Genomic DNA, 25,725 nt, shown 5'->3' with positions numbered 1-25,725 from the left:
GGCCGGAAACCGGTGAGCCTACCGTGTCCCATGTGGGATCGTGGTGGTCCAGAGGACCAGGCCGAGTCGCCCAACCAAATCGAAAGCCCGGCTCTCACGAGTCGGGCTTTCACTTTTGGGGTCGCCCTCGTCAGGGCGGGTGCCAGGTGGTCAGCCCGGCGGCTCTGGAGCTGCGCGATGCGGCGCAGGTCGGTGCGTGGATGTCGTTGGGTGCGCCCCGGTCCCTGCTCAGCAGGCGTACTCGCGGGCGATGCGGACCACGGTCGACTGGCTGAGGCCGGTCTCCTTGGCGATCATCCGCGTGGTCCAGCGGGACTTGCCGGCGGGCGGCGGGGCGCTGCGCAGGCGGAGGACCTCGGCGATCTGCTCGTCGCGCACGGTCCGCGGGGCGCCGGGGCGCGGGCGGTCGGACAGGGCCGCGACGCCGCCCTTGCGGAAGCGGGTGCGCCACTTGGTCACGGTGCGGCGCGAGGTGTCGAGCTCGGCGGCGCTCTCCATGCCCGTGGCACCGCGGGCCCAGCTGAGGATGATGCGGGCGCGCAGGCGCAGGGTCTCGTCCTCGCTGTTGGGGTCGGCGAGCTTCTCGAGCGCGACGCGATCCTCGGCGCTCAGCTGAATCCGGCGCGAGCGGCTTGGGGACGTCACCACGCGGGGCACCGACACGGGTGCCACGGGCGCGACGGGAGCGGCCGGGATGTAGGAGTGCGAGGCGATCGAGGTGCTGAAGCTGGCGTCGGACATCGTCAGAATGCGGAGGGGGTGCACTCTTGGTGGTGTCGGCCGGACCTGGACCCGTCATGAAAATTGGAAAAAAAATGCTCGGCGGCGCGCAACGGTTCCAGACGGCGTTGGACGACGTTGGAAGGCGCTGGCGTGGATCCCGGCGTGCGCTCTCCGACTACGCAGTCGCCGCGGGCGCGTTTCCCCGAGGTCTCCAAAACGACGCTCCAGGGTATGCTCCGCCCATGTCCCGACCCACGCAGATCGCGGCGCTCCTGATCACGCTGGTGGTGCCTTCGACCCTGGCTTGCAACGGCAGCACCGAGAACGAGCCGGCGAAGACCGACGCGGCGGCCAAGCCGGCGGAGGGCGAGGCCAAGCCCGATCTAAAGATCCCTCCGGGCAGCCTGCAGGCCGAGGTCGTCAAGCACGAGGAGATGGACGCGGCGCCGGCCAAGGTCAACGCCCGGGAGGTCACGCCGAGCGGCGAGACGCGCAAGGAGGTCGTCGAGGGCCTGGCCCTCGCCGTCCCCGCGGAGTGGGAGCGAGCCCAGGCGCGCTCGTCCATGCGCAAGGCCGAGTTCATCGTGCCGGGCCCTGGCGGGGACGTGCGCATGGTCGTGTACCGCTTCCCCGGCGGCGCCGGTGGCATCTCGGCGAACATCGAGCGCTGGAAAGGTCAGATCGCGCCCCCGACCGAAGGTGAGGCCAAGGAGCCCATCGCCAAGGAGCTCGAGGTCGGCAACCTGCGCATCGCCAGCGTCGACGCGGTCGGAGCCTTCGCGGGCCAGTCCATGCCCGGCGCGCCGCCGCAGCCCCCCATCGCCGACGCGCGCTTGCTCGCCGCGGCGATCGAAGGCTACGGCGACGCCTTCTACTTCAAGATGGTTGGCGAGGCCGCGACGATCGACGTGTGGGCCCCTGCTTTCGCTACCCTGCTGGAGGATCTGACGACCGAGTCGACCGGAGCGTCCGACCCGACGACCGGCGCGCCGGCCGATTCGCCCGCCCCCACCCCCGGATAGTGGCCGTCAGGAGCTGGTGGGGTACCGTCGCCCGCGGATGGTGCCCCCCACCAAAGCTCGCCGCGTCCCGCCGGATCGGGCCGTCGTTGGTTCGACGATCGGGCGCTACGTCGTCGTCCGCACCCTCGGCCAGGGCGGCATGGGCACGGTCTTCTTGGCCTACGACCCCGAGCTCGATCGCCGCGTGGCCGTCAAGCTGCTGCGCGCGTCGAAGGCCCGCGACACCTCGCGCTCGAGGTTGATGCGCGAGGCCCAGGCCATGGCCCGGGTCTCGCACCCCAACGTCGTCGCGGTCCACGACGTCGGCACCCACGGCGACCGGGTGTTCATCACCATGGAGTACATCGAGGGCGGGACCTTGCAGCACTGGCTGCGGACCCGTCGGCCCTGGGGCGAGGTCGTCGAGATGTTCGCGGCCGCCGGTAGAGGCCTGCTCGCGGCCCACGAGGCCGGGCTGATCCACCGCGACTTCAAGCCCGAGAACGTGCTGGTGACCGCGCGCGGCGAGGTCAAGGTGACGGACTTTGGCCTCGTGCGCTCCCTGGACGAGAGCATCTCGCAAGAGCAGTCCGGGGACGCGGAGCGCCGGGCCCCGGGGGCGGGCGAGCCTCCCGACGAGCCGAGCGCCTCGCAGTCTTCGCCCCTGACGACGCCGCTGACCCGGGCGGGCGCGGTGATCGGGACGCCGGCCTACATGAGCCCGGAGCAGTTCGCGAGCGAGCCCGTGGACCCGCGCGCGGATCAGTGGGCCTTTTGCGCGGCCCTGCACCAGGGCCTCTACGGGCAGCTGCCCTTCTCCGGGGACAGCATGGACGCGATCCGCGAGCGCGTGCTCGCGGGCAAGCGCGACGAGCCCCCGCGCGATCGCAGCATCCCGGCCCACGTTCAAGCGGTGCTCGAGCGGGGGCTGAGGGTCGAACGGGACGCGCGCTGGTCGTCCATGGCCGAGCTCCTCGACGCGCTGTTGGACGATCCGCGCCAGCGTCGGCGCCGGTGGTTGGCGGGCGGGGCTGTGGTCGCGAGTTTCGGCGGCGCGGTCCTGGGCGCCCAGCTGTGGGCCCAGGCCCAGGCCCGGGAGCTCGAGCGCAGCTGCACGGCCGAGGCCGCGCAGATCGAAGCCAGCTGGGACGCGGCGCGGCGCGAGGAGCTGCGCGTGGCTCTGGTCGTCGGCGAGGCCGAGCAGACGCGGGGGCGCCTCGAGGCGATCTGGCGCCGGGCCGAGGGCGAGCTCGATCGCTGGTCCGAGGGGCATCGCCAGGCCCGGCGCTCGGCGTGCATGGTCGCGGCGGGGAGCTCGAGCGCGGGCGAGCGCTCGCAGGCCGAAGCCCAGGCCCAGATCGCGTGCCTGGATCGGCAGCTGAGCACCTTCGCCGGCACCCTCGAGGCCTTCGAGGCTGGCGGGACCCTGGCCCTCGTCCACGCCGTCGAGGCGACGACGGAGCTGCCCATGCCCGAGTCTTGCCTCGAGCGCGCGGGCCTCGAGAGCGAGGGCTCGCTGACCGGCGACGGGGCGGCGAGCCCCGAGGAGCTGCGCGCGCTGACCCGGCGCCTGGCCCAGGCGCAGACCCTCAACCTCGCGACGCGCTACGGCGAAGCCCGGAGCCTGGTCGTGGGCGCCCTCGAGGGGGACACCTTCGACGCGCTCTACCTCGCCGCGCCGGCCCTGCGCGCCCGCACCCAGCACATCGCCGCCGTCGCGGCCCACGGCCAGGCGAATTACGACGAGGCCCACAAATACTACCTGGAGGCCTTCCACACGGCGACCGAGGCCGCCGAGGATCGCAGCGCGCTGCTGGCCGTGTTTGGGCTGATCTGGCTCGAGAGCGATCGCGCCCACTTCGATCGCGCCGCCGAGTGGGCCGCGCTCGGCGAGAGCCTGACCCAGCGCCTGGGCGGGCGCGCGGCCGACTACGCTCAGCTCTACCGTCGCCGCGGTCGCATGCACCAGTCCCGGGGCGCCTACGCCGAGGCCGAGGCCGACTACCGCCGGGCCCTCGAGGCCATCGAGGAGGCCCACGGCCCCGAGTACCTGACCAACGTCACGGTCTTGACCATGCTCGCCTACGTGCTGCGCGAGCAGGGCAAGCTCGACGGCATCCCCGAGCTCTACGAGCGCGCGCTGCAGCTGGTCGCCCTCAACCTCGGCGAGGGCCACCCGCGGACCGCGATGATCGCCTTTGAGCAGGGCAAGTACGAGCAGTCCCTGGGCCACCCCGACGAGGCCCGGGCCTACCTCGAGCAGAGCATCGCCGGGCTCGAGCAGACCTTCGGCCCGACCCACCCGCTGCTCTTTGGCGCCGTCAATTCCCTGGCCATGGTCGACTACGACGTCGGCCGCCTGGGCGTGTCGCGGGTGGGCTTTGCCCGCGCCATCGCCATGGCCGCGCTGACCTACGGCGAGGCCAGCCCGCGCCTGGGCCAGCTCATCGCCAACGCGGCCGTCGTGTCCCAGGACCTGGGCCTGCACGCCGAGGCCCTCGAAGAGTACGAGCGCGGCCGGGCGCTGATCGAGGCGGGCTACGGCCCGGACTATGACGGCCTGGGCTACGTCGACTCGGCCCAGGGCGAGCTCTACATCGAGCTCGGCGAGCTCGAGCTGGCCAAGGACAAGCTCGACGAAGCCAAGCGCATCTTCGAGGTCTCCCTCGGCCCCGAGCACGTGATGATGTCCGAGCCCATGCGCGTGTGGGGGACCAGCCTGTGCGCCGAAGGGCGCATCGAGGAGGGGCTCACCGAGCTGCGCCAGTCCCTGGCCATCGCCGAGGCCAGCGACGGCCCCGACCACCCCGAGAACGTCGACATCCAGGTCGCCCTGGCGCACTGTGAGATCCGAGCGGGGGCCAAGGCCGAGGGCCTGGCCCTGCTCGCCCGCGGGCTGCGGGTGGGGGAGGGGCACTACGACGCCGGCTCCATCCGCATGGCCAAGCTGCTGCGCCTGGTCGCCGAGGCCGAGCTGTCCGCGGGCGAGCTCGAGGCCGCGCGCGAGCACGCCGAGCGGGCGCTGGCGATCGTCGACGCGCTGGACCGCCGGGACGCGCCGGCGATCGCCTACGTGGACGCGCGGTTGACCCTGGCGTGGGCCGTCGAGCTCGGGGGAGGGAGCGTCGCGCGGGCCGAGCAGCTGCGCGAGCAGGCGCGGGCGCGCCTGGACGAGCTGGCGAAGCTGGAGGGGGAGGCGAGCGTCGACCCGCGCATCCTCGCGTCCCGTCGGGCTCAGCTCGAGGGCGTCGCGCGCTGAGCTCGGCGTCGGCGTCGGCTGAGACCAAAGGCGAGGAGCACGAAGAGCCCGGCAGGTGAACTGCGCCGCGTCGACGCGCACGCGCAGCCCGTCCCGGGGCCGTCGGCGTCGTCATCGTCGATGTCCCCCGACTCCCCGACCTCCTCTGAGCCTGTCTCGTCCTCGACCCCGAGCACGATCGTCGCGGAGACCTCCGAGACGTTCCCTGCGTGGTCCGTCGCGCGAGCCATCAGCACGTGTTCGCCCACTCCGAGCTCGACGCCTGCGAAGGCGTAAGGCGGCGTCTCGTCGACGCCCGGCGTCATGCCTCCGGGCACCCCGGGCGCGCCGGGTTGTCCGGGCGACCACGGCTCGCCGTCGACGAACAGCGCCACGTCGCGGACGCCCACGTGGCTCGCGCTCCCCAAAGACGCGTCATCGTGGGTGTCCCAGGCGTCGACGAGGGCGTCGAGCACCGCGGTGTCCTCGGCGTGCAGCAGCTCGTAGACCTGCCCGTCGGCGGGCTCGAGAAAGTCCACGCTCGGCGCGTCCACGTCGACGCCGCCGTCCCAGGCGGGCCCGCAGCGCTCCGAGGGTCCGGACAGCTCACCCGCGCAGCCGGTCGCCCAGCTCGAGCTCTCCGGATCCGCGTTGGCCACGAAGAAGCCCCCGCACTCGGGGGTGGGCGCCCAGCGATCGACGAGCTGGGTCTCGCCAGCGGGCGCGGCGTGGGTGGGGACGGGCGCGAAGCTGTGGCAGGGGCTCACGTCCAGGCCGCTCGTGTCTTCGATCCACGGCAGGGTCCTCGGCGCGCGCACGTACTGCACCGTCCCCCCATCGCCGCCGCCGCCGGTCACGATCCCGAGCACGCGCCAGCTGCCGTCGGGGAGCTGGACCAGCGCGGGCCCGCCGGAGTCCCCCGAGTCGGCGCCGACGCCCATGCTGCCGATGCCGACGAGGCTCAGCTTCGAGACGACCTCGGTCTGCGCGGCGTACTTGACCCCGGTCATCACGGGCGCGTCGGGGTCGCTGCCGGTGTCGCCAAAGCCGACGATGGTCACGGGGGTGCCGACCTCGACGAGCTCCGCGTCGCAGCCCGTGAGCAGCGGGGTCACCGGGACGTCGAGCACGGGTTCGGCGAGCTCGCACCAGGCGTAGTCGTCGGCGCTCACGGCCTGCAGTCCGCTCAGACGCTCGCAGTGGATCACCTCGACCTCGCGCCCGGGCGCGTCCATGTCGTTGCCGAAGGTGACGGTGGCGTGGAAGGTGCCGCAGTGCGCGGCGTAGACGACGACGCGCGGGCTGACGAGGGTTCCGGTGCACTGGCCGCCGGCGTTCATGCCCACGACGCTCGGCCACGCGCAGGTGTCGACCGGGGCGCCGCCGACGATGCCGGCGGGCTTGGGGGCGAGCTCGAAGCCGGCGGGGGAGCCTCCCCAAACGGGTGCCGCGTAGGCAAAGGCGCCGAGCCCCAGGGCTGCGCTCAGCACCAGGCGGGGCGCGGCTGCGAGCCCCCGTCGATCACGCACGCACGCTCGTCGATCACGCACGCCGTGATTATGCATCACCTGCGCCGAGCGGTACCCTCGCAGGCACATGGCCGACGACGCCCCGACCCCCGAGCACGTCCACGTCGAGTTTGACGCCGGCGTCTGCACCATCACCTTCGCCCGCCCGCGCAAGAAGAACGCGCTGACCGTGGCGATGTATCGGACCATCGTCGCGGCCTTCGCCGAGGCCCGCGAGCGCAAGGACGTGCGCGTGCTGCTGATCCAGGGCAGCGAGGGTTGTTTCACCGCGGGCAACGATCTGGTCGACTTCATGAAGGCTGGACAGACCGGCAACATGGGCGAGACGAGCCCCGTGGTGCAGCTCCTCAAGCACCTCGTCGCCTGCGAAAAGCCGATCGTGGCCGCGGTCCAGGGACCGGCGGTGGGCCTGGGCGTGACCATGCTGCTGCACTGCGACCTGATCTACGCAGGCGAGAGCGCCCGCTTCCAGATGCCCTTCGTCAACCTCGGCCTGTGCCCCGAGGCGGCGTCGAGCTTCCTGCTGCCCCGGGTCATGGGCTACCCGCGCGCGGCCGAGCTGATCCTCCTGGGCGAGCGCTTCTCGGCGGAGCACGCCCTCAGCTGCGGGATCATCAACCAGGTCCTCGCCGACGAGGTGGTGATCGAAAAGGCCACCGAGGTCGCGCACGCCCTGGCCAAGAAGCCGCCGCGGGCCCTGCGTGTCAGCAAGCAGCTGATGCGCGACGGCTACCGCAAGCAGGCCGAGGAGACCATGGAGGCCGAGCTGGTCGAGTTCGCCAAGGGGTTGACGGGGCCCGAGGCGGCCGAGGCCATGCAGGCCTTCTTCCAAAAGCGCGAGCCGGACTTTTCCAAGTTCGAGTAGCGTAGTCTTCCGGCATGCACGGCGAAGGGGAGGCCAGGGCGGACGAGTGGGGCGAGCGCTTGCCCCGGAGCCTCGGGACCTTCAGCGCCGTCGCGGTGCTCGTGGGCTCGACCATCGGCAGCGGCATCTTCCGCTCGCCGGCGGTCGTCGCCGCGGACCTCGACCGCTTGCTGCCCTTCATGCTCGCGTGGATCATCGGCGGGCTCGTGGCCCTCGCCGGCGCGCTGACCTTCGCCGAGCTCGGCGGCATGTTCCCGCGCACGGGCGGCATCTACGTCTACATCCGCGAGGCCTTCGGCGAGCTGCCGGCCTTCTTGTTTGGCTGGGCCGAGCTGCTGATCCTGCGCCCGGCGGCCTACGGGGCCATCGCGGTGACCTCGGCGGAGTACACCTGGCGCGTCCTCGGCCACGACCCCAAGCAGCTCCTGGTCGTCCTGTTCGGCCTCGAGGTCACGATCAGCCAGGGCCTCGCGGCGCTGTTCATCATCGTCACCGGGGCCATCAACTACCGCGGCGTGACCCTGGGGGCGATCGTCCAGAACGTGTCCACGGCCCTCAAGGTCGCCGCCATTGTCGTCCTGGTTGCCCTCGGCCTCGCGCTGGTCCCCGAGGCCCTGCCGCCGGTCTCGGAGGTCGTCGAGCGGGCCGCCGACGCGCCCCCGCCGAGCTCCATGGCCGCCTTCGGCCTGGCCATGGTCGGGGTGCTGTGGGCCTACGACGGCTGGTCCGACGTCGGCTTCGTCGGCGGTGAGATCCGCGATCCGGCCAAGAACATCCCGCGCGCCTTTATCGGCGGCACGGCCATCGTCGTCGGCCTCTACCTGGTCATCGATCTCGTCTACGTGAAGGTCGTCCCCCTCGATCAGATGCCCGGCCGCCCGCTCATCGCGGCCGACGTCGCCGAGGCCCTCATCGGCCCCGTGGGCGCGTTGTTCGTGGCCGCGGCCGTGGCCGTCAGCACCTTCGGGACCCTCAACGGCTCGATGATGACCGGCCCGCGGATCTTCTTCGCCATGGCCGAGGACCGCCTGTTCTTCCCGGCCCTGTCCAAGGTCCACCCCGTCCACGGCACCCCCGGGCGGGCGATCGTGCTGTCCATCGTCCTGGGCGTGGTGTTCGTCTCGTCCCGAGGCTTCGCCGAGCTGGCCGACTCTTTCGTCATCGGCATCTGGCCGTTCTACGCCCTCGCCGTCGCGGCGGTCATCGTGCTGCGCCGACGCGAGCCCGAGCGCGAGCGGCCCTATCGAACCTGGGGCTACCCGGTGGTCCCGCTGCTGTTCTTGATCGCGGCGCTCTACCTGCTGGGCAACTACGCCGTGCGCGAGACCCAAAAGTTCGCTCTCGACATCGGCATCGTGCTCTCGGGCGTGCCGGTCTACTGGATCTGGAACCGTCGCAAGGGCCGAGACTCAACGCCGGGGTGAGGGGCCCGGGCCCGCGTCGGGCGAAGATCCGAGCATGGAACACTCGATCGAATGTCCCGAGGGACCCCTCGCCGGGGGCCCCTGCGAGGCCGGGCGGTGAGCCCCTCGCTCAGCGAATGAAGTACTCGGCGCGGCGGCGCTCGAGGGTCCCGGCGGCGGCGACCCACGCAGGCAGCGCGTCGTGCTCGCAGGGCTCGAAGACCCGGACCCGGCCGGCCGTGATCAGCTGCGCGGTCTCGGCGTGGTTGTCTCCGACGAGACCCTCGCCCACGACCAGCGCGCGGCGCAGGGGCTGGCGCGGGAGCGCGTGGATCATCTGCGCGAGCTCGAGCCACAGCTCGCGCGGGATCGCGCTGGCCTTGCGCGTGTCGAAGATGGCGACATGCGCGGGACCGGTCTGCGGGATGAGCTCGGCCATGGTCTCGGCCCAGCCCTGCATGCTTCCGCGGGTGCGGGCGTCATCGCGCAAGACCGCGTGGAGCCGCGTGATGACGCAGCCGTGGGTCCAGCGGATGGTGAAGCTGCGTTGGACCAATTGTCGCTCGGGCCAAGAGCCGACGTGGGATACGCGCATGTGCGGAGTGTAACGACAGATGGTCGAAAGACCTCCAATGTCGACCCCAAAAATCGGTCTTTTGGCCAAACCCTAAAACATGGGTGTCACCAAAGTACGTCAAAGCTGGCATAGCAGGCAGATATCGAGAATTGTGGCTTTTTGGCCGCGGGCGCAGCGCGCTCTTATCGTGAACCGGTATGGCCCGGCCTAAAGATCGTGAGGATTCGCCAAGCGGTTTGAGCGCCGATGTTCGATCTGCGCACTGTCACCAAAACGCAAATTCTGGCGACTTCGCCACTCGCGTGCGGCCCGTCGAGCTCAGCCTGATCGCGGGCCGGGCCCACTACGAGCTGGTCATCGCTCGCCTCGCGCAGGCGCGCCGATCGATCTGGATTGCGACCGCGAACCTCAAGGAGCTGATGGTCGAAGGTCGGCGCCGGAGCGCGCGCTCGCGCCAGCGCTTTCGCTCGGTGCTCGACATCCTCGACGCGCGCGCCCAGGCCGGGGTCGAGCTGCGCCTGCTCCACGCGGGCGCGCCCTCGCGGGCCTTTCGCAAGAGCTTCGACGCGCACCCGCGCCTGGTCGCTGGCGCCCTCGAGCTGCGCCAGTGTCCGCGGGTCCACTTCAAGACCGTGATCGTCGACGCCGAGTGCTGCTACCTCGGGAGCGCGAACTGGACCGGGGCGGGGCTCGGGGCCAAGGGCTCGGGTCGACGCAACTTCGAGCTCGGGCTGGTGACCGAGGACGAGGACGTGATCGACGAGGTCCAGGCGCTCTACGAGGCGGTGTGGTCCGGGAGCCAGTGCGCGGGCTGCAAGCTGCGCGACGAGGGCTGCGAGGCGCCGCTGGATTTGGGTTGAGAGTTAGCGGGGCGTCGCCGGGACGACGCCGAGGCCGTCTTCGGGGTGGACCGTGGGCGTGTAGCCCGAGGCGCAGGGGTGCGTGTGGGCCTCACCATCGCCGAGCTCGCCGGTGCACAGGTGCTCGCCGCCAGGGCCGTCGACGCGCAGGCGCAGCGCGGCGCCCTCGGGGAGCGCGGCCTCGTCGACCAGGCCGCCGAGCCACCACAGCGTCCACGTCCAGGTCTCGTCGTCGACGGCGGCGGGGAAGATGACGAAGTCCTCGGTGCGCTCGTCGAGGGGTCGGCGGGAGTCGCCGACGCGCAGGGTCCTCCAGCCTTCGGACCCGTCGGCGTCCAGCACCTCGACGGCGAAGCGCGGCCAGGTCGGTCCGTCCCAGGTGGGCGCGGCGGTCGTGAAGGTCCAGCTCGCGCGCGGGCCTTCGTGGACGCGCAGCTGCTCGCGGAGGGCCTCGGGCAGGCCTCGGAGCGCGCGGCGGGTCTTGGCTCCGGGCTCGAGGGCGAAGCGGCGGGCGGGCCCGCGGTGCTCGACGGTGCGCGGACCGGCGCCTGCGTGGGGGAGGGGGCCGTCGGCGCGCGGGGTCTCGCGGGCGAGGCGGGCGTAGGCCTGCGCGATCAGGGCGCCCGCGTACTGGCCCCACAGCGTCGAGCCGCCCTCGTAGTGCTGCAGCGCGTACTCCTGAGGCGTGACGAAGTAGCTGAGGTACTCGCCAGCCAGGCCCACGAGGATCGGCCGCGGCGCGTCGGGGTTGGCGTCGGCGTAGGCCTGCGCCAGGGCCACGCGGATGCGCATGCCCATGGTCGTGGTGAACTCCCCGGGCAAGCCGGCGACGGTCAGCGGGCCGACGTGGTGGATCGACAGCGGGACCTGGGTGGGCACGGCTCCGCGGGGGAAGATCATGCGGACCAGGGCCGGCGGCGCCACGGGCTTTTTGGGCCCCTGGCCCGGGCGACGGTGGCGGTCGACGGTCTGGCCCTCGGGGGTCTTGGGGCGATAGCGGGTCGGCCCGTCCTCGGCTCCCGAGAGCAGCGAGCGCCCGGGCAGGGGCCGCGCGGCCGTGGTCGCGGCGGGCGTGCTCGGGGTCGGCTCGACGGCCTGGGCGGCGAGGTCCTGGCGGGCGAAGGCGCTGGCGATGGTGCCCTCGAGCACCCGCCCGCCGCTCGGGCCCGAGCCGGGGGCGAGCCCGGCCGCGTCGATCAGCGCCGCGCCCATGCGCTCGCCGAGGACCAGGGTCGAGGGCCGGCCCTGCTCGGTCCAGTTGGGCGAGATGTCGCCCTGCGGCCCGTTGAACAGCGCGACCACGGCGTCGCCGAGGCCCTCGCCCGTGGCGTGGCTCAAGGCCGCCTCGGCCCGCGCCGTGGCCAGGCCAAAGAAGTCGCCGCCGTAGGCGTGGACGTAGTTTTGCATCGCGGTGGGGTGGGCCGCGAAGAAGGCCGCGATGGCCACGGGCCGACCGTCGAGGCCCTCGATGCGCAAGGTCGTGAGGGTGGGGTCGACGGCCTGGCAGGGATCGACGCCCTCGACCTCGCGGGGGTAGTCGGGGCAGGTCGGCAGCGCCTCGTTGGCGGCGAGGATCCCCGCGGCCTCGGGGTTGTCGAGGAAGGGCGGCAGGCTGCGGTTGCGGGCCACGCTGGCGACGGGCGCGGTCGCGTGGCGGATCCGGGCGGGCTCCTTGCTGGCGACGGCCTCGGCGATGGCCCGGGCGATGTTCCGGGCCAGGAAGCCGCGCAGCTCGGGGTCGAAGCCGCCGGTGTTCGACGCGGCCCGGTTGTAGAGGTAGGCGCTGCCGTAGTTGGAGGGGCTGTGGTGGGTGTGGGTCGCGGCGAGCAGGACCTGCGCCCGGCCCAGCTGGGTCAGGCCGTGGTCCTCGCGGACGCGCTCGACGACCTCGTCGGCCATCCCCGCGGGCATCGACCACAGGTCGGCGATGACCAGCACCAGGGGCTCGCCCTCGGCGTCCTCGAGGTAGATGGCCCGGGCCCACAGCCGCGTCCACAGGGCGTAGCCCGTGCCGCCCTCGATGGCGTGCCCGCCCAGGGGCATGCCGGCGAGGGGGGTGATGTCGACCTTTGCCGCCCCCGCCAGGAGCTGGCCGGGCTCGAGGGGCTGGCCCTGCGCGTCCCCGGGGCTCGTCGGCTCCGGGGCCGCGTGGCTGCGCAGGGCGGGGTCCAAAGGTGCGGCGAGGCAGCCCGAGAGCAAGGCGGCGAACCCGAGCAGTCGGAGAAAACATGGCCGCAGGGGCATGCCCGCCACGCTACACCCTCTGCCTGCTTGACACAGCCCGCCACCTCAAAGAAAAGAACGCCGGAGTCTTCGCATGCTCGTCGTCCAGAAATTTGGGGGCACCTCCGTGGGCAGCCTCGAGCGCGTCCGGTCCGTGGCCGAGCGCGTGCTCGAGCGCCAGCGCAGCGGGGATCGGGTCGTCGTCGTGGTCTCGGCGATGGCCGGGGAGACCAACCGGCTGATCGCCCTCGCCAACCAGCTCCACGCCATCGGGCAGCAGGCGGGTCAGGCCACGGGCACCGACAGCAAGGGCTGGGTCGCGCCGGTCAAGCGCGACGACCCGGGCTTCGAGCGCGAGCTCAGCCAGCTCGTCAGCACCGGCGAGAAGGTCTCGGCCGCGCTGCTGGCCATGGCCATCCAGGATCTGGGCGGCCAGGCCGTGTCGCTGATCGGCCACCAGCTCGGGCTGACCACCTCCGGGAGCTTCACCAACGCGCGCATCGTGTCGATCGACGCGGCGAACATCCACCGCCTGCTCGACGCCGGCTCCATCGTGGTGTGCGCGGGCTTCCAGGGCCTCGACGAGGCCGGCAACGTCACCACCTTGGGCCGCGGCGGCTCGGACACCTCCGCCGTCGCCCTCGCGGCCGCCATCGAGGCCGACGTGTGCGAGATCCTCACCGACGTCGACGGGGTGTTCACCTCGGACCCGCGCATCGTGCCCACGGCCCGTAAGCTCGACCGCATCTCCCACGAGGAGATGCTCGAGCTCGCCAGCTTGGGCACCAAGGTGCTCCAGATTCGCTCCGTCGAATTCGCCAAGAAGTTCAACGTACCGGTGCACGTGCGCTCGAGCCTGCACCTTGGAGAAGGGACCCTCATCGTGCCCGAGACCCCCGACATGGAAGCGGTGCTCGTCGCCGGCGTCGCCCTCGACCGCGACGAAGCCAAGATCACCCTGACCAACTGCCCCGACGTGCCTGGGACCATCGCCCAGCTGTTCACCGCTCTGGGTGAGCGCGGCATCGTCGTCGACATGATCATCCAAAACGCCAGCCGGGCAGGACACACCGACGTGACCTTCACGGTGCCCCGCGCCGAGCTCGAGCGCGCCCAGGAGGCCATCGAGGCGCTGACCCTCGAAGGCGGCGAGGAGGCGGGGACCGAGGTCCTCGTCGATCCCAACATCGCCAAGATCTCGATCGTCGGCGTCGGCATGCGGACCCACGCCGGGGTCGCGGCCCGGGCCTTCAGCGTGCTCGCCGAGGAGAAGATCAACATCCAGATGGTCTCGACCTCGGAGATCAAGGTGTCGGTAGTCGTCGACGAGAAGTACGGCGAGTTGGCCCTCCGTGCACTGCACGACGGCTTCGGCCTCGGCGACGATTGATGACACTTTCGCCCGCGTTGCATCCTGCAACGTTGCGATGCGAGACGCTCTATTTCCGCCCGGACTGGACACAATCGAGCGCGGGCGGCCTCGCGTTCGCGTGCGTGACGGCGAGCACAATTTCGCGCGAACACCCTGTCCTTGGGATCAAATCGGCGTTTGAGCAGTGATTCCCATGGCTGAGAGTGGGGGCGCCACCCTCGGCGGACTAGGGGAAGTCCCCGTTGTGGTTGGGTGGGTTCAGAGGGGCTCTACTCATAAATTGTGTAGCTGAAAATACGCTTGAATCGCTTTGTAGTGATGGTAGTCGATTAACCGTAATGACGGTCGCCAAGTCTCCCTCAACCGCCGCCTCTCGTCTGCTCCGCCTCGGTCTCTCCGGCTGCCTCGCCGGGATGATGCTGAGCTCCTCGGGCTGCCTGCTCTTCCTCTTCAACCACGACGACGATCTCCAGTGGTGCGACGACGTCTACGAGGAGTGCATGAGCAACGCCTTCACCGACGAGGACGCCGAGTGGTGCGAGGCCGACGCGCAGTCTTGCTACGAGGCCTGCGACGGCGAGTGGCCGGGCGCGGATGAGCGCGGCGACGACGACCGCGGGGGCTACGAGGACGAGGGCGACGACGGCGACGACGACGGTGACGCGGAGGCCGACGGTGGCGAGGGCGAAGCCGACGGCGGCGAAGATGAATCGGACGGAGGCGAGGACGAAGGCGAGTCCGACGGCGGCGAAGGTGAATCCGACGGCGGCGAGGGCGAGACCGGGAGCGACGACGAGGTCTGCATCGAGCTGTTCGGCAACTGCATCGACGCCGCCGAGACCCTCGAGGACGTCGAGGCCTGCGAGGCCCTCTACGACCAGTGCATCGACCCCGGCGAGTGCCCCGAGGAGAGCTGCGGCTGCCCCGAGGCCGAGCTCGAGTCCTGCCTCGACAGCTACGCCGGCTGCACCGCCGCCGCCGACTCTCCCGAGGCCCTCGAGCTGTGCGAGGTCGAGTTCGACGAGTGCGTGGGTCCCTTCGCGGGCGAGTGCGCCGTCGAGGAGAACCCCAACCTCGGCCCCTGCCTCGAGCAGCACGAGCTGTGCGTGGCCTGTGCGGAGGACGAGGAGCAGCTCGAGGCCTGCCAGACGGTGTTCGAGTCGTGCATCGAGACGGGCCCCCGCGCCTGAGCCGGGCCTGAACCTTCGGGCTCGCGCGACCGCCGAGACCCTCGCCATCACGGTGGCGAGGGTTTTTGCGTGCGCCCTGGCCATCCCCAACTAGTCTGGTGGGCGATGTCCGCCCCACGCCGACGCCCACAGCTCGCCGCGGTGGTGATGATGGCCCTGCTCCTCTTTTTGGCCGTGTTTGGCCCCCTGGGCTGCGATCCGCGGGCGCGGACCCAGCCCATCGACGCGAGCGCTGGGGGCGGCGAAGCGTCCGGGGAGGCCCGCGGGGAGACGGAGGCGACGGTTCGGGCCGCGCCGCCCGAGGGCCCCGAGGAGGCCGACGAGGCGCCCAAGGTCCGCGCGCAGGTCTACCTCGTGCCCCTGAAGGCCTTCCCCGACGACCTGCTCGACGCCGTCGAGGACGCCCTGGTCCGCGAGTACTCCGTCGAGGTCATCCGCCGCGAGCCCGAGCCCCTGCCCAAGGCCGCCTACTACCCGCCGCGCAAGCGCTACAAGGCCGACCGTCTCCTCGACCACCTCGATCGCCTGGCCTTCGAGTGGGGCGTGCCCGAGGACGCCAAGGTCCTCGGCGTGACCGAGGTCGACATCTCGGTCACGACCGACGAGTACCCGGACTGGGGCATCTACGGCTACGGGCGCACGCCCGGTCAGGTCGCCGTGGTGTCCTCGAAGCGGCTCAAACGCAAGGCGAAGGACCGCGGCCACGTCCGCTTTCGCGTGGCCACCCTCGCGGTCCACGAGATCGGCCACACCTTCGGCCTGCCGCACTGCGACGAGCACGAGCAGCGCTGCCCCATGCTCGACGCCGAAGGTGGCATCGAGAACACCGACTCGAGCACGGGCAAGCTCGCCCTCGGCTGCCGGGCCCGCCTCAACCGCAACGCGCCCATGCCCAAGTGAGGCCGCCTCGGGGCCAGAATCGGGCCCCAGGGCGGGAAGTCGTTGATCTGCGGCCGCCGGCGTGCCAGGCATCCCCCATGCCCCGCCGCGCCCTGCTCGCCGTCGTCTTTGCTGGTCTAGCGACCTCGACCCTCGCCTGCGCCAAGGAGCCCAGCCCGGACGCCCAGGCCAGCGACGGGGCGGGCGACGAGCAGGCGAGCGGCCCGGTCATCGACCACGAGGTCGAGACCATCGACGGCGAGAAGGTGTCCCTGGCCGACTACCGCGGCAAGGCCCTGCTCATCGTCAACACCGCCTCGGAGTGCGGCTACACCCCGCAGTACGCCGAGCTCCAGAAGCTCTACGCGACCTACCGGGGCAAGGGTCTCGAGGTCCTGGCCTTCCCGTCCAACGACTACGGCGGCCAAGAGCCCGGGAGCAACGCCGAGATCGCCAGCTTCGTCGACGAGAAGTTCAACGTCGAGTTCCCGATGTTTGCCAAGGTCGAGACCGCCGGCGACGCCAAGGCCCCGCTGTACCGCGCGCTGACCGAGGACACGCCCACGGCGATGGCGGGGGAGATCAAGTGGAACTTCACCAAGTTCCTGGTCAACCCCGAGGGTCAGGTGGTCGCCCGCTTCGGGTCGGCCATTTCGCCCATGAGCGACGAGGTGGTGAAGGCCGTCGAGGCCAACCTGCCGGGCTGATGGGGCCCTGGGTGTCGCAGGCGCTTCGCCTCGGTGCCCGAGGTGCACTAAGCTCGACTCGATGCGCGCCCCCCTCTACCTTTGCCTCCTGCCCTTGACCCTCGCGGCTTGCTTCAACGACCCGGGCGCGGAGCCTTCGCCGGGGGACGACGAGGTCAGCCCGACGGAGACGGAGTCCGACGCGGACAGCTCGAGCGGGGACAGCGAGGACAGCAGCAGCGACGAGGCGACGACCACCTCTTCGGAGGGCGAGTCGGACGCGAGCGCGGACACCGAGACCACGGCCGAGGGCTGCCGGGATCCGCTGTGCCTGAGCGTGGGCGTGTCCGTGGGCGCGGGCTTCGAGCCCGTGGACCTGGCCCTCGCGGACATCGACGGCGACGGCCGCGAGGATCTGATCACGGCGAACGCCGGGGGCGACAACGTCGCGGTGCTCCACGCCCTCGGCGAGGGAGACTTCGACGCGCCGACCTTCTACGGCCTGGGCGGGGCCCTGGGACCGGCCAGCCTCGCGGCCCTCGACGTCGACCCCGAGGCGGCCAACGACGGCGGCGTCGACCTGATGGTCGGCTGCGCGGACAGCCTGGTCATCCTGCTCAACACCGGCAGCGCCGTGGCCTTCGAGGACCCCGAAGTCGTCGAGCTCGGCGCCCCCGTCCTCGACATGGCGAAGGGCAACTTCACCCTCGACTCGACGGCCGAGAGCGTGATCGGGGCGAGCGACGAGCTGGGCATCCTCATCACCCACGGCACCGGCACGGGCATCTCGAGCGACCTCGACGCCTACCCGACCCCCGCCCCGTCCAAGGCCGTCGCCGCCGGCATGATCAGCCAGGACCCCTACTCGGACTTCATCTCGATCTCGGACCAGGGCACCACGGCGAGCCTGATCTACTTCCTGCCCGATCCGCCCTACCTCGAGGAGGCGGAGCTGGGCCTGGGCGGGCCGGCGAGCGATCTGATCCTCGCCAGCCTCGACGCCAACCCGGTCCTCGATCTGGTCGTGAGCTCGGCCGCCGACGAGCAGCTGATCTTGTTCGCGGACCTCATCGACGGCGTCCTGCCCAACGGCGTGTTCATCGACGTCGACGGCCAGCCCGACCACCTCGCGGTCGGCGACATGAACGACGACGGTACGCTGGACATCATCTACGCCGACGAGGTCGCGGACGAGGTCGGGGTGCTGCTCGGGGGCCCCGACCTCAGCTTCGGGACGCCGCTGGTCTTCCCCGTGGGCCAGCGCCCGAGCGCGGTGCTGGTCGCAGACCTCGACGAGGACGGGCTGCCGGACATCGTCACGGCGAACGCGGACGACGACAACTTGACGATCTTGTTCTCCCAGGCGGACTGAGGGTTGCGGAGAGTTGCTGCCGCAAGCAGCGCTTTTGGGTTTGACCGAGAACCCAGCATTCAGCTCGTGAACCGAGAGCAGGGTCGCTCGGTGGGAGGAGTCACCCAGCTGTCCTTGACACCTCTGCGCGAAATGCGGACAAGCCTTGGGATGGCTGGGTTCTCTCCCCCCAACTTCGCCTCTGTTCGTCTGGTTCTCCGTCTGGGCTCCGTCGCGCTCGCGGCCTCGCTGTCCACGGCGTGCGGCGACCCGGCAGCCGAGGAGGCCGCCCCCGAGGCCAGCCCCTCGCAGGTGCGCGCCCATCGAGCCGAGAAGGGGACGGCGCGCAGCTGGATCTACGGCCAGGGCACGGCGCAGGCGGTCCGTCGGGAGCTGCTGACCTTCGAGGCCGACGGGCGCGTGGCCTACATCGCCGAGTCGGCCGAGGGCCGGCCGCTGCAGGTCGGCGACCGCGTCCGGGGTCCCGACGCCGTCTCGGGCGAGCGCCACGGGCAGCTGCTCATGAGCCTCGACAGCCGGGACGAGGCGGCCGCGGTCGCGGCTCGGGAGGCCGAGCTCGCGCGCACGGAGGGGGACCAGGCCGCGGGCAAGTCCGACGTGGACTCGGCGCGCACGGAGTACGAGACGGCCAAGAGCGAGTACGAGCGGGTCGAGGCCCTGTTCGACGCCAAGGTGTCCTCGCAGTCCGAGCTCGACGACGCCCGCTCGCGCCGCGATCGCGCCAAGGCCTCCCTCGACAGCGCCCGGGCCCGGGCCAAGTCCTCGCGCTCGGGCACCGAGGCCCAACAAGTCGAGCTCGAGCGCGCGCGCCTGGGCCTCGAGAAGACCTCGATCTTCGCGCCCTTCGACGGCGTCGTCGCCTACCTCAACGTCCGCGAGGGCGACTACTACTTCGCCGGCTCGCTGTCGGGGCGCAGCGAGAGCGAGCGCCTCGGTGTCGCGCCGGTGGTCATCATCGACCCGAGCGCCTTCGAGGTCACCGTGCACATCCCGGCCTACGAGGCCGACGCCATCGAGCGCGGGCAGACGGCGCTGCTGCTCGGCGGGGCGGAGATCGCCGAGGTGTCCGCGGGCGAGCGCTCGATCTTCGACTCGGGCCTCGAGCCGGTGTTCGCCGAGGTCTACGCCGTGAGCCCCTCGGTCGATCCGAGCTCGCGCACCGTCGAGGTCAAGCTGCGGACCACCGCGGGGGCCGAGGGCATGCGCGACGGCGAGTTCGTGACCTGCTGGATCATCACGGAGATCGTCGAGGACACGGTCATCGTGCCCTTCGACGCGATCGTGCGCGGGGAGTCGGGGCCGCGGGCCTTCGTCGTCGACGAGGCGACGAGCACCGTGCAGGCGCGGAGCCTCCAACTGGGCGTGCGCGACATGATCGGCATCGAGGTGCGCGAGGGCGTGGCCCCGGGGGAGCGCCTGGTCACGGCCGGACGCCACGCCATCGCCGACGGCACCCGCGTCGAGGTCGTGGGCGAGGATCGGCTGCCGAACCCCGAGGACGAGGACGTGCCCGAGCCCGAAGGGGACGCCGTCGCGGCCGAAGCGGCGGGCGAGGCTGGCGAGACTGGCGAGGGCACCGATGGCCAGTGAGGGCGCGCCCCGGCCCTCCGCCCGCGGCCTGGCCTACTTCCTGTTCGTGCGCCCGACCCTGGCGATCCTGCTGATCGCGGGGCTGATCGGCGGCGGCTTCGTGGCCTTCGGCAGCCTGGTCAAGGAGTCCTCCCCGGACCTCGAGATCCCCAAGGCCAACGTCGTCGTGCGCTGGCGCGGCGCCGACCCGGCGACCATGGAGAATCAGGTCACCGTCGAGCTCGAAAAGCAGCTCAAGGGCCTCGAGGGCCTCGAGTACCTCGACAGCGCCAGCTTCGACTCTTACTGCCAGGTGTCCGTGGAGTTCGACGCGGGCGTGGACCTGGGCGAGGCCATGGCCAACCTGCGCGCCAAGGTCGACGCGGCCGCGGCCGAGTTCCCCGACGACGTCGACAAGCCCACGGTCAACGAGGTCTCGACCGTCGATCGGCCCGTGGTCTCGGTGGCGCTCTACGGCGACATCGACGAGGGCGCGCGCTCGCGGGCGGCCCGGGAGCTCGAGCGCCGCCTCGAGCAGGTCCGCGGCGTCAACGAGGTCAACCTCAGCGGCTACCGCGAGCAGGTCGTGCGCGTGCGCTTGCTGATGAGCCGCCTCGCCGAGCTCGGCCTCGACCCCACGGAGGTCCAGCGGCGGCTGAGCAGCTTCAGCGTGGACCAGCCCTGGGACCGCTACGAGTCCCCCGAGGGCGGCGCGGTGGTCGTGCTCTACGGGCGCTTTCGCGACATCGACAGCCTGCGCGCCCTGCCGATCACCCGCGTGGGCCAGGGCCGGGTGGTCCGCCTGTCCGAGATCGCCGAGGTCGAGATGGGCCTCGAGCGCGAGCTCAGCCGCGCCGAGCTCAGCTGGGAGGGGGCCGCGTTCGCCCCCGCCATCGACGTGTCCGTGACCCGCCTGCCCGGCGCCGACACCATCGCCGTGGTCGACGAGGTGCGCGGCGCCATCGAGGAATTCGCGGCCTCGGGGGCCTGGCCCGCGGGCCTCGACTACGCGATCACCACCGACGGCTCGATCGACATCGTCGACGAGCTCAACTCGGTGTTCACCAACGCCTGGCAGGCGACGGTCGCGGTGTTCTTGGTGCTGCTGGTCGCCCTGTCGTGGCGCGAGGCGCTGATCGCCGGCCTGGCGATCCCGGTGACCTTCGGCGGCGCATTGCTGTTCGTGTGGCTCCTCGGCTTCACCCTCAACAACATGGTCATCGTCGGGATGATCCTCGCCCTCGGCCTGCTCGTGGACGTGTTCATCCTGATGATGGAGGGCATGCACGAGGGCATCTACGGGCGCAAGGAGAGCTTCGCCACGGCCGCGATGGCGACGATCCGGGCCTACGCGGCGCCGGCCTTCGCCGGGCAGCTGACGACCATTTTGGCCCTCGCCCCGCTCATGGCCATCGGGGGCATCACCGGCGAATTCATCCGGCTGATCCCGACGGCGGCGATCGTCTGCTTGCTGCTCAGCTTCGTGGTCGCGCTGTTCGTGTGCGTGCCGATCTCCCAGTTCCTGCTCCGCCGCAAGGCCGACGCGCCGCCGAGCCGCATCGACCAACTCAGTGAGCGGGCCTCGGGCTGGCTCGAGGACAAGCTGCGCCGCTTCGTGGTCGTGTCCAAGGTGCGGGCGGGGCTGCTCGTGGCGGCCTCGATCGGCCTGCTCGTGGTCGCCCTGGCTGGGGCGACCACCCTGCCGGCGAACCTGTTCCCCTCGGACGACGGCCGCGACCTCGGGATCACCATCGAGCTGGCCCCCGACGCCGTCCTCGACGACTCGCAGGCCTGCGCCGACGTGGTCGGCGAGGAGCTCCGCGGCCTGCCCCACTTCGAGAGCGTGACCAAGTTCGTCGGGCGCAAGAGCCCGATGGCGCTGTCGGGCATCATGCCCAGCGAGGACCGCTACTTCGTCGGCTTCTCGGCCCGCTTCGTGCCCCTCGAAGAGCGCGATCGCTACGCCTTCGAGCTGCTCGACGAGGTCCGCGCGACCCTCGACGCCGGGCGCTCGGCGTGCCCCGGCGCGACGGTCCTGCTCAGCCTCGACACCGGCGGGGCCTCGGCCGACGACCCCGTGGCGATCGAGATCATCGGCGACGACATGGACGCGCTGCGGGCCGTCCGGGACGAGGTCGCGGCCGCCCTGGCCCAGATCCCCGGGGCCGTCGACGTCCGCGACAACCTGGGCCCCGCGCGGCTCACCGCCCACGTCCAGCCCGACCGCGAGGCCCTCGACTTCTACGGGCTCACCGTCGACGACCTGGCCCGCCAGGTCCGGGTGCAGATGGCCGAGGACCCTGTGATCACCTTCCCCGTCGGCGGGACCGAGGAGGACATCGACGTGGTCGTGGGCCGGGCCTGGCCGAGCCGGGTGGGCAAGCCGGGCGGGCCGACCAACCGCTGGGAGCTGCAGAGCCTGCAGATCCACACGCCCCAGGGCCTGCAGCTGCCGATCGGCGCCGTCGCGGAGCCGGAGTTCGTGCAGGCGCCCATCGCCATCACCCACCGCGACGGTCGGCGGACCATCACCGTCAGCAGTCGTGTTCAGGACGGCGTCACGGCCAGCGAGGTGTTCGCGGCGATGACCCCGATCCTCGACGAGATGCAGGCCGACTGGCCCCCGGGCACGCGCTACCGCTTCGGCGGCGAGGCGGACAGCACCGCCGAGACCTTCGGCGACGCCGGCAAGATGCTGGTCCTGGCGGTCTTCCTGGTCTTCGCCGTGCTCGCGATCCAGTTCGACTCCTTCTCCCAGCCCTTCATCATGATGGTCGCGGTGCCCATGGGCCTGATCGGCACGCTGGCCTTCTTCGTGGCCGCGCAGCTGCCCATCTCCTTCCCCATGCTCATCGGCGTCATCTCGCTGACGGGCATCGTGGTCAACGACTCGATCGTGATGATCTCGACGATGAACGAGGTCCGGGACGAGGGCGCGAGCGTGGCCGAGGCCGCGGCGATCGGCGCGGCGAGGCGCCTGCGCCCGATCCTGTCGACGACGGCCACGACCCTCGCGGGCATGGTCCCGCTCGCCCTGTCGGCCCCGCTTTGGTACCCGCTCGCCTCGGCGATCATCTGGGGCCTGCTCGCCGCGAGCGTGTTTGCGATGATCACCACGCCGGCGCTCTACTTGCTGCTGAGCGCGGAGCAGCGACCGGAGCCCGAAGACTGAGCTCAGGGCTTCCCCACGTCCACGAGTCAGAGACTGTGAGTAAATCACAGTCTCTGACTATTTTAGCCGTCGTGGACGACGCCACGCCCTCCCTTCCCCACATCCACGACTCAGAGACTGTCAACGAATCCACGCCCCCGCTTGCGGGGGCGACCACATGCCCTCTCAAAGGCACGAACTCCATTGCCCACCAAGCCAAAGCGGAGGAGCGGACAGCGACGAAGCGCCCCCGGTCCCAGGCGGCTGTGGGGGCAAAACAGAACTCACTCGGCGTCGAAGGCGTCCGCGCCGTACCAGGGGTTGCCGAGGGCGGCGAGCTCGAGGCCGTGCAGGACCTCGAGCTTGCCGTCGATCGCGTGGGTGCGCAGCTCGACGCGCCCGCGCTCCCAGTCGAGCTCGAGCATGCCGAAGTTCTCCGAGCTGTACTGCTCGGCCACGCGGTAGCGGTTGGTCTCCTTCAGCCCGCTGGCGTGGGTCAGGCCCGAGGCGGTGTGCTCGTGGAGCGGGTAGGCCAGGGGGCCCTGCTGGGTCGCGCTGATGTCGGCGTGGTGGCGATCGCCGCTGAGCAACACGACGCCGGGGGCCTGGGTCTGCGCGATCAGGGCGAACAGGCGCCGGCGGGCCTCGGGGAACTTGGCCCAGGTCTCGTTGGGGTGGTCCTCGGGCAGGAACTGGTAGCCGTTGCCGATCAGGTGGACCGAGGCGTCGGAGTGGCGCAGCTGGCCCTCGAGCCAGCGCCACTGGTCCTCGCCGAGGGTGTCGGCGGTGACCGACGGGCGCTCTCGGTGCGAGCGCCCGTCGAGCAGGATGACCCGGACCTTGTGGGGTGCCGCGCCCAGGTCGTAGCTCGCAAAGACCCCCGCCTGGCGGCGCCGAGGGGAGTCGGCCGGCTCGCCGAGGAAGTCCAGCATCGCCGCTTGGTTTTGGGCCCGCGCCTCGAATTCCTCGCCCGCGTTGTTTTGGCCGAAGTCGTGGTCGTCCCAGGTCCCGACCACGGGGACCTGGTCGACGAAGCGCCGATAGGCCGGGGCGCCGAGGACCTGCGCGTACTTGTCGCGCAGCTCCCGGTCGTCGGAGGTGTCGCCGTAGACGTTGTCGCCGAGCCAGATCCACAGGTCGGGGTCTTGGGCCGCGATGGCGTCGTAGTGGGTCTGCGGCGCGTACTCGTGGTTGCAGCTCCCGAACGCGATGCGCAGCGGGACGCGGCTGGGGTCCACAGGTCGCATGGCCGGCATGGTGGGCGCGGACGCGGCTCGGCGGCAGCCCGCGAGGGCGGCGGCTCCAAGGAGGACTTGGCGGCGACGGAACATGTCAGGAGCCGGCCAGGCACTCGGGGCACTCGCCGCGGAGCTGGACCGAGGCGGCGCGCACCGAGTTGGCCCAGCGCCCGTCGATCTGGAGCTTGGCCGTCAGCTCGGCGGGCAAGCAGGCGACGCGGCCGCAGTCGTCGCATACGAAGTGGGCGTGCTCGTGGGCGCCCTCCTCCGAGGCGAGGGCGTAGCGATCGATCCCCGCGAGGCGGCTGACGGTGGCCAGCTCGGCGTCGCGAAGTTTGACCAAGTTTCGGTAGATCGTCGCAGGGTCCCAGTCGGTGTCGCCGAGGTGGGCGAGGACCTCGCTGTGCGATAGGGGCCCGTCGGCGTCGGCGAGCACGCGCAAGACGGCGACGCGCGGGGCGGTGCTGCGCAGTCCAGACTCGCGGAGGAGGGCGCGGGCTTGTTCGTCGGAGAGGATCACGGCTCGGCCTCCAGGGTAGGAGAGCGGCGGGTCGCACCGCAAGTCACTTGCATCTGAAGTCTTGCAAATAGCTTGCAAGAGCACTCGAGGGGAAGGCGAGTGAGGCGGACGATGCAACTACGCTGGCTAATCATCGGAGGGGGTCTCCACGGGGTGCACCTCGCGGCGCGTCTCGTGGGCGAGGCGGGGGTGCCTCGCCAGTCCGTGTGCATCCTCGACCCCGAGGCGGCCCTGCTCGGGCGTTGGCGAGCGTGCACGTCGGTGACCGGCATGAAGCACCTGCGCTCGCCCTCGGTGCATCACCTGGCCATCGATCCCTGGTCGCTCAAGCGCTTCGCTGGCAAGGCCCGCAGCCGTCCGCCGGGGTTGTTCGCGCCGCCTTACGACCGACCCGCGCTGCACCTGTTCGACGCCCACTGCGATCAGGTGATCCAGACCTACGGCCTCGACGAGCTCCACGTGCGCGGCCGGGCCACGGGGGTTGAGCTGCGCTGCGGAGGCGTCGAGGTCGAGACGGAGGCCGGCTCCACCATCGAGGCTCAGCGGGTGATCCTGGCCATGGGCGTGAGCGAGCAGCCGGCCTGGCCCGAGTGGGCGCCGCGGGGCGACGCCCGGGTCCGCCACGTGTTCGAGCGCGGCTTCGCGTGGCCCTCGGCCGCCGAGTTCGGCCTCGGGGCGCAGGTCGTCGGGGTCGTGGGCGGGGGCATCACGGCGGTCCAGATCGCGCTGCGGCTGATCGCCGAGGGCCACCACGTCCACCTGCTCGCCCGGCACCACCTGCGCGAGCGCCAGTTCGACAGCGACCCGGGCTGGCTCGGTCCCCGCTTCATGACCGGCTTCCTGCGCGAGCAGGATCCCGACCGCCGCCGCGCGTTGATCACCGCGGCGCGCCATCGCGGCTCCGTGCCGCCGGCGCTGCGTCGCCGCATCGAGCAGGCTCAGGAGGCCGGACAGGCCTCTTGGAGCGAGGCCGCCGTCGAGCTCCTGAGCGAGTGGCGAGGCAGCCTGCGCCTGAGCCTGTCGACGGGGGAGCAGCTGTCCGTCGACCGCGTGCTCCTGGCGACGGGCTTCGAGAGCCGGCGGCCCGGGGGCGCGATGATCGACAGGCTCGTCGAGCGCGCGGGCCTGCCCTGCGCCGAGTGTGGCTACCCCCTGGTCGATCCGGCGCTGCGCTGGCACCCGCGCGTCCACGTCACCGGTCCGCTCGCGGAGCTCGAGCTCGGGCCCTCGGCGCGGAACATCGCCGGGGCCCGGCGGACCGGGGATCGGCTCGTCGATCTGGTCCGCAGCGAGGGCCAGCGCAGCAGCGCGAGCCTGTGATCGGAGCGG

General features: G+C 71.5%; 19 protein-coding genes. 13 read left to right on the top strand and 6 right to left on the bottom strand.

What is annotated here, in order from left to right; translation table 11 throughout:
- Window positions 1–228 precede the first annotated feature (228 nt).
- On the bottom strand, window positions 229–741 hold the full coding sequence (locus PPSIR1_RS02120; RefSeq protein WP_006969326.1) for a helix-turn-helix domain-containing protein: 513 nt from the start codon (window positions 739–741) through the stop codon (window positions 229–231).
- 224 nt (window positions 742–965) lie between these two features.
- On the opposite strand from PPSIR1_RS02120, the gene PPSIR1_RS02115 reads away from it, so the two are divergent.
- Entirely contained in the window at window positions 966–1,745 is a 780-nt protein-coding gene (locus PPSIR1_RS02115; RefSeq protein ID WP_006969325.1) for a hypothetical protein, read from the top strand.
- Window positions 1,746–1,782: 37 nt separating this feature from the next.
- Window positions 1,783–4,983 (top strand): serine/threonine-protein kinase, encoded by a 3,201-nt coding sequence (locus PPSIR1_RS02110; RefSeq protein WP_006969324.1) that lies wholly within the window; start codon window positions 1,783–1,785, stop codon window positions 4,981–4,983.
- Here the strand turns inward: PPSIR1_RS02110 and PPSIR1_RS02105 are convergent.
- On the bottom strand, window positions 4,959–6,512 hold the full coding sequence (locus PPSIR1_RS02105; protein WP_157595124.1) for a trypsin-like serine protease: 1,554 nt from the start codon (window positions 6,510–6,512) through the stop codon (window positions 4,959–4,961). The two genes, PPSIR1_RS02110 and PPSIR1_RS02105, sit on opposite strands and share 25 nt — an antisense overlap.
- A 46-nt stretch (window positions 6,513–6,558) precedes the next feature.
- Between PPSIR1_RS02105 and PPSIR1_RS02100 the strand changes: the two genes are divergently transcribed.
- Together PPSIR1_RS02100 and PPSIR1_RS02095 are read left to right on the top strand one after the other, a co-directional pair.
- Entirely contained in the window at window positions 6,559–7,356 is a 798-nt protein-coding gene (locus PPSIR1_RS02100) for an enoyl-CoA hydratase (RefSeq protein ID WP_006969322.1), read from the top strand.
- Window positions 7,357–7,370: 14 nt separating this feature from the next.
- Window positions 7,371–8,780, top strand: coding sequence for an APC family permease (locus tag PPSIR1_RS02095; protein WP_006969321.1), 1,410 nt, complete (start codon window positions 7,371–7,373; stop codon window positions 8,778–8,780).
- A 109-nt stretch (window positions 8,781–8,889) separates the two neighbouring features.
- Here the strand turns inward: PPSIR1_RS02095 and PPSIR1_RS02090 are convergent, their stop codons facing one another.
- The gene (locus tag PPSIR1_RS02090; RefSeq protein ID WP_006969320.1) at window positions 8,890–9,354 is read right to left on the bottom strand and encodes a hypothetical protein; all 465 of its coding nucleotides are present in this window, start codon (window positions 9,352–9,354) and stop codon (window positions 8,890–8,892) included.
- Between the two features lie 284 nt (window positions 9,355–9,638).
- Between PPSIR1_RS02090 and PPSIR1_RS02085 the strand changes: the two genes are divergently transcribed.
- Window positions 9,639–10,196: a phospholipase D family protein gene (locus tag PPSIR1_RS02085; protein WP_006969319.1), complete on the top strand. Its 558-nt coding sequence runs from the start codon at window positions 9,639–9,641 to the stop codon at window positions 10,194–10,196.
- Window positions 10,197–10,199: 3 nt separating this feature from the next.
- On the opposite strand, the gene PPSIR1_RS02080 is transcribed toward PPSIR1_RS02085, so the two are convergent.
- Window positions 10,200–12,440, bottom strand: coding sequence for a neutral/alkaline non-lysosomal ceramidase N-terminal domain-containing protein (locus PPSIR1_RS02080; RefSeq protein ID WP_086000931.1), 2,241 nt, complete (start codon window positions 12,438–12,440; stop codon window positions 10,200–10,202).
- 73 nt (window positions 12,441–12,513) lie between these two features.
- Here PPSIR1_RS02080 and PPSIR1_RS02075 point away from each other — a divergent pair, with 73 nt between their 5' ends.
- The 7 genes from PPSIR1_RS02075 to PPSIR1_RS02045 all read left to right on the top strand — a co-directional run bounded on the left by PPSIR1_RS02075 (window position 12,514) and on the right by PPSIR1_RS02045 (window position 22,659).
- On the top strand, window positions 12,514–13,809 hold the full coding sequence (locus PPSIR1_RS02075) for an aspartate kinase (protein ID WP_006969317.1): 1,296 nt from the start codon (window positions 12,514–12,516) through the stop codon (window positions 13,807–13,809).
- Between the two features lie 395 nt (window positions 13,810–14,204).
- Window positions 14,205–14,981 carry a hypothetical protein gene (locus PPSIR1_RS41590; protein WP_053335298.1) on the top strand — a complete coding sequence of 259 codons (777 nt, stop codon included), beginning with the start codon at window positions 14,205–14,207 and terminating at the stop codon, window positions 14,979–14,981.
- Window positions 14,982–15,086: 105 nt separating this feature from the next.
- Window positions 15,087–15,881 carry an archaemetzincin gene (locus PPSIR1_RS41585; RefSeq protein ID WP_086000930.1) on the top strand — a complete coding sequence of 265 codons (795 nt, stop codon included), beginning with the start codon at window positions 15,087–15,089 and terminating at the stop codon, window positions 15,879–15,881.
- Between the two features lie 77 nt (window positions 15,882–15,958).
- Window positions 15,959–16,567, top strand: a complete 609-nt coding sequence (locus PPSIR1_RS02060) for a glutathione peroxidase (RefSeq protein WP_006969314.1) — start codon at window positions 15,959–15,961, stop codon at window positions 16,565–16,567.
- Window positions 16,568–16,628: 61 nt separating this feature from the next.
- Complete coding sequence (locus PPSIR1_RS02055) at window positions 16,629–17,918, top strand: FG-GAP repeat domain-containing protein (protein WP_006969313.1); 1,290 nt, start codon at window positions 16,629–16,631, stop codon at window positions 17,916–17,918.
- Between the two features lie 150 nt (window positions 17,919–18,068).
- Entirely contained in the window at window positions 18,069–19,508 is a 1,440-nt protein-coding gene (locus PPSIR1_RS02050; RefSeq protein ID WP_006969312.1) for an efflux RND transporter periplasmic adaptor subunit, read from the top strand.
- Window positions 19,498–22,659 (top strand): efflux RND transporter permease subunit, encoded by a 3,162-nt coding sequence (locus tag PPSIR1_RS02045; protein WP_006969311.1) that lies wholly within the window; start codon window positions 19,498–19,500, stop codon window positions 22,657–22,659. Before PPSIR1_RS02050 ends, PPSIR1_RS02045 begins: the two co-directional genes overlap by 11 nt.
- A gap of 263 nt (window positions 22,660–22,922) precedes the next feature.
- Here the strand turns inward: PPSIR1_RS02045 and PPSIR1_RS02040 are convergent, their stop codons facing one another.
- Window positions 22,923–23,969, bottom strand: coding sequence for an alkaline phosphatase D family protein (locus PPSIR1_RS02040; protein ID WP_086000928.1), 1,047 nt, complete (start codon window positions 23,967–23,969; stop codon window positions 22,923–22,925).
- A 1-nt stretch (window position 23,970) separates the two neighbouring features.
- The gene (locus tag PPSIR1_RS02035; protein WP_006969309.1) at window positions 23,971–24,396 is read right to left on the bottom strand and encodes a Fur family transcriptional regulator; all 426 of its coding nucleotides are present in this window, start codon (window positions 24,394–24,396) and stop codon (window positions 23,971–23,973) included.
- A gap of 111 nt (window positions 24,397–24,507) precedes the next feature.
- On the opposite strand from PPSIR1_RS02035, the gene PPSIR1_RS02030 reads away from it, so the two are divergent.
- A complete protein-coding gene (locus tag PPSIR1_RS02030) occupies window positions 24,508–25,716 on the top strand; it encodes an FAD/NAD(P)-binding protein (RefSeq protein ID WP_045115196.1) in 1,209 nt (402 codons plus the stop codon).
- Window positions 25,717–25,725 lie beyond the last annotated feature (9 nt).

This window comes from Plesiocystis pacifica SIR-1 (assembly GCF_000170895.1).
In the GTDB taxonomy this organism is placed as follows: Bacteria; Myxococcota_A; Polyangia; order Nannocystales; family Nannocystaceae; genus Plesiocystis; species Plesiocystis pacifica.
This window is presented reverse-complemented; position numbering and strand designations above follow the sequence as displayed.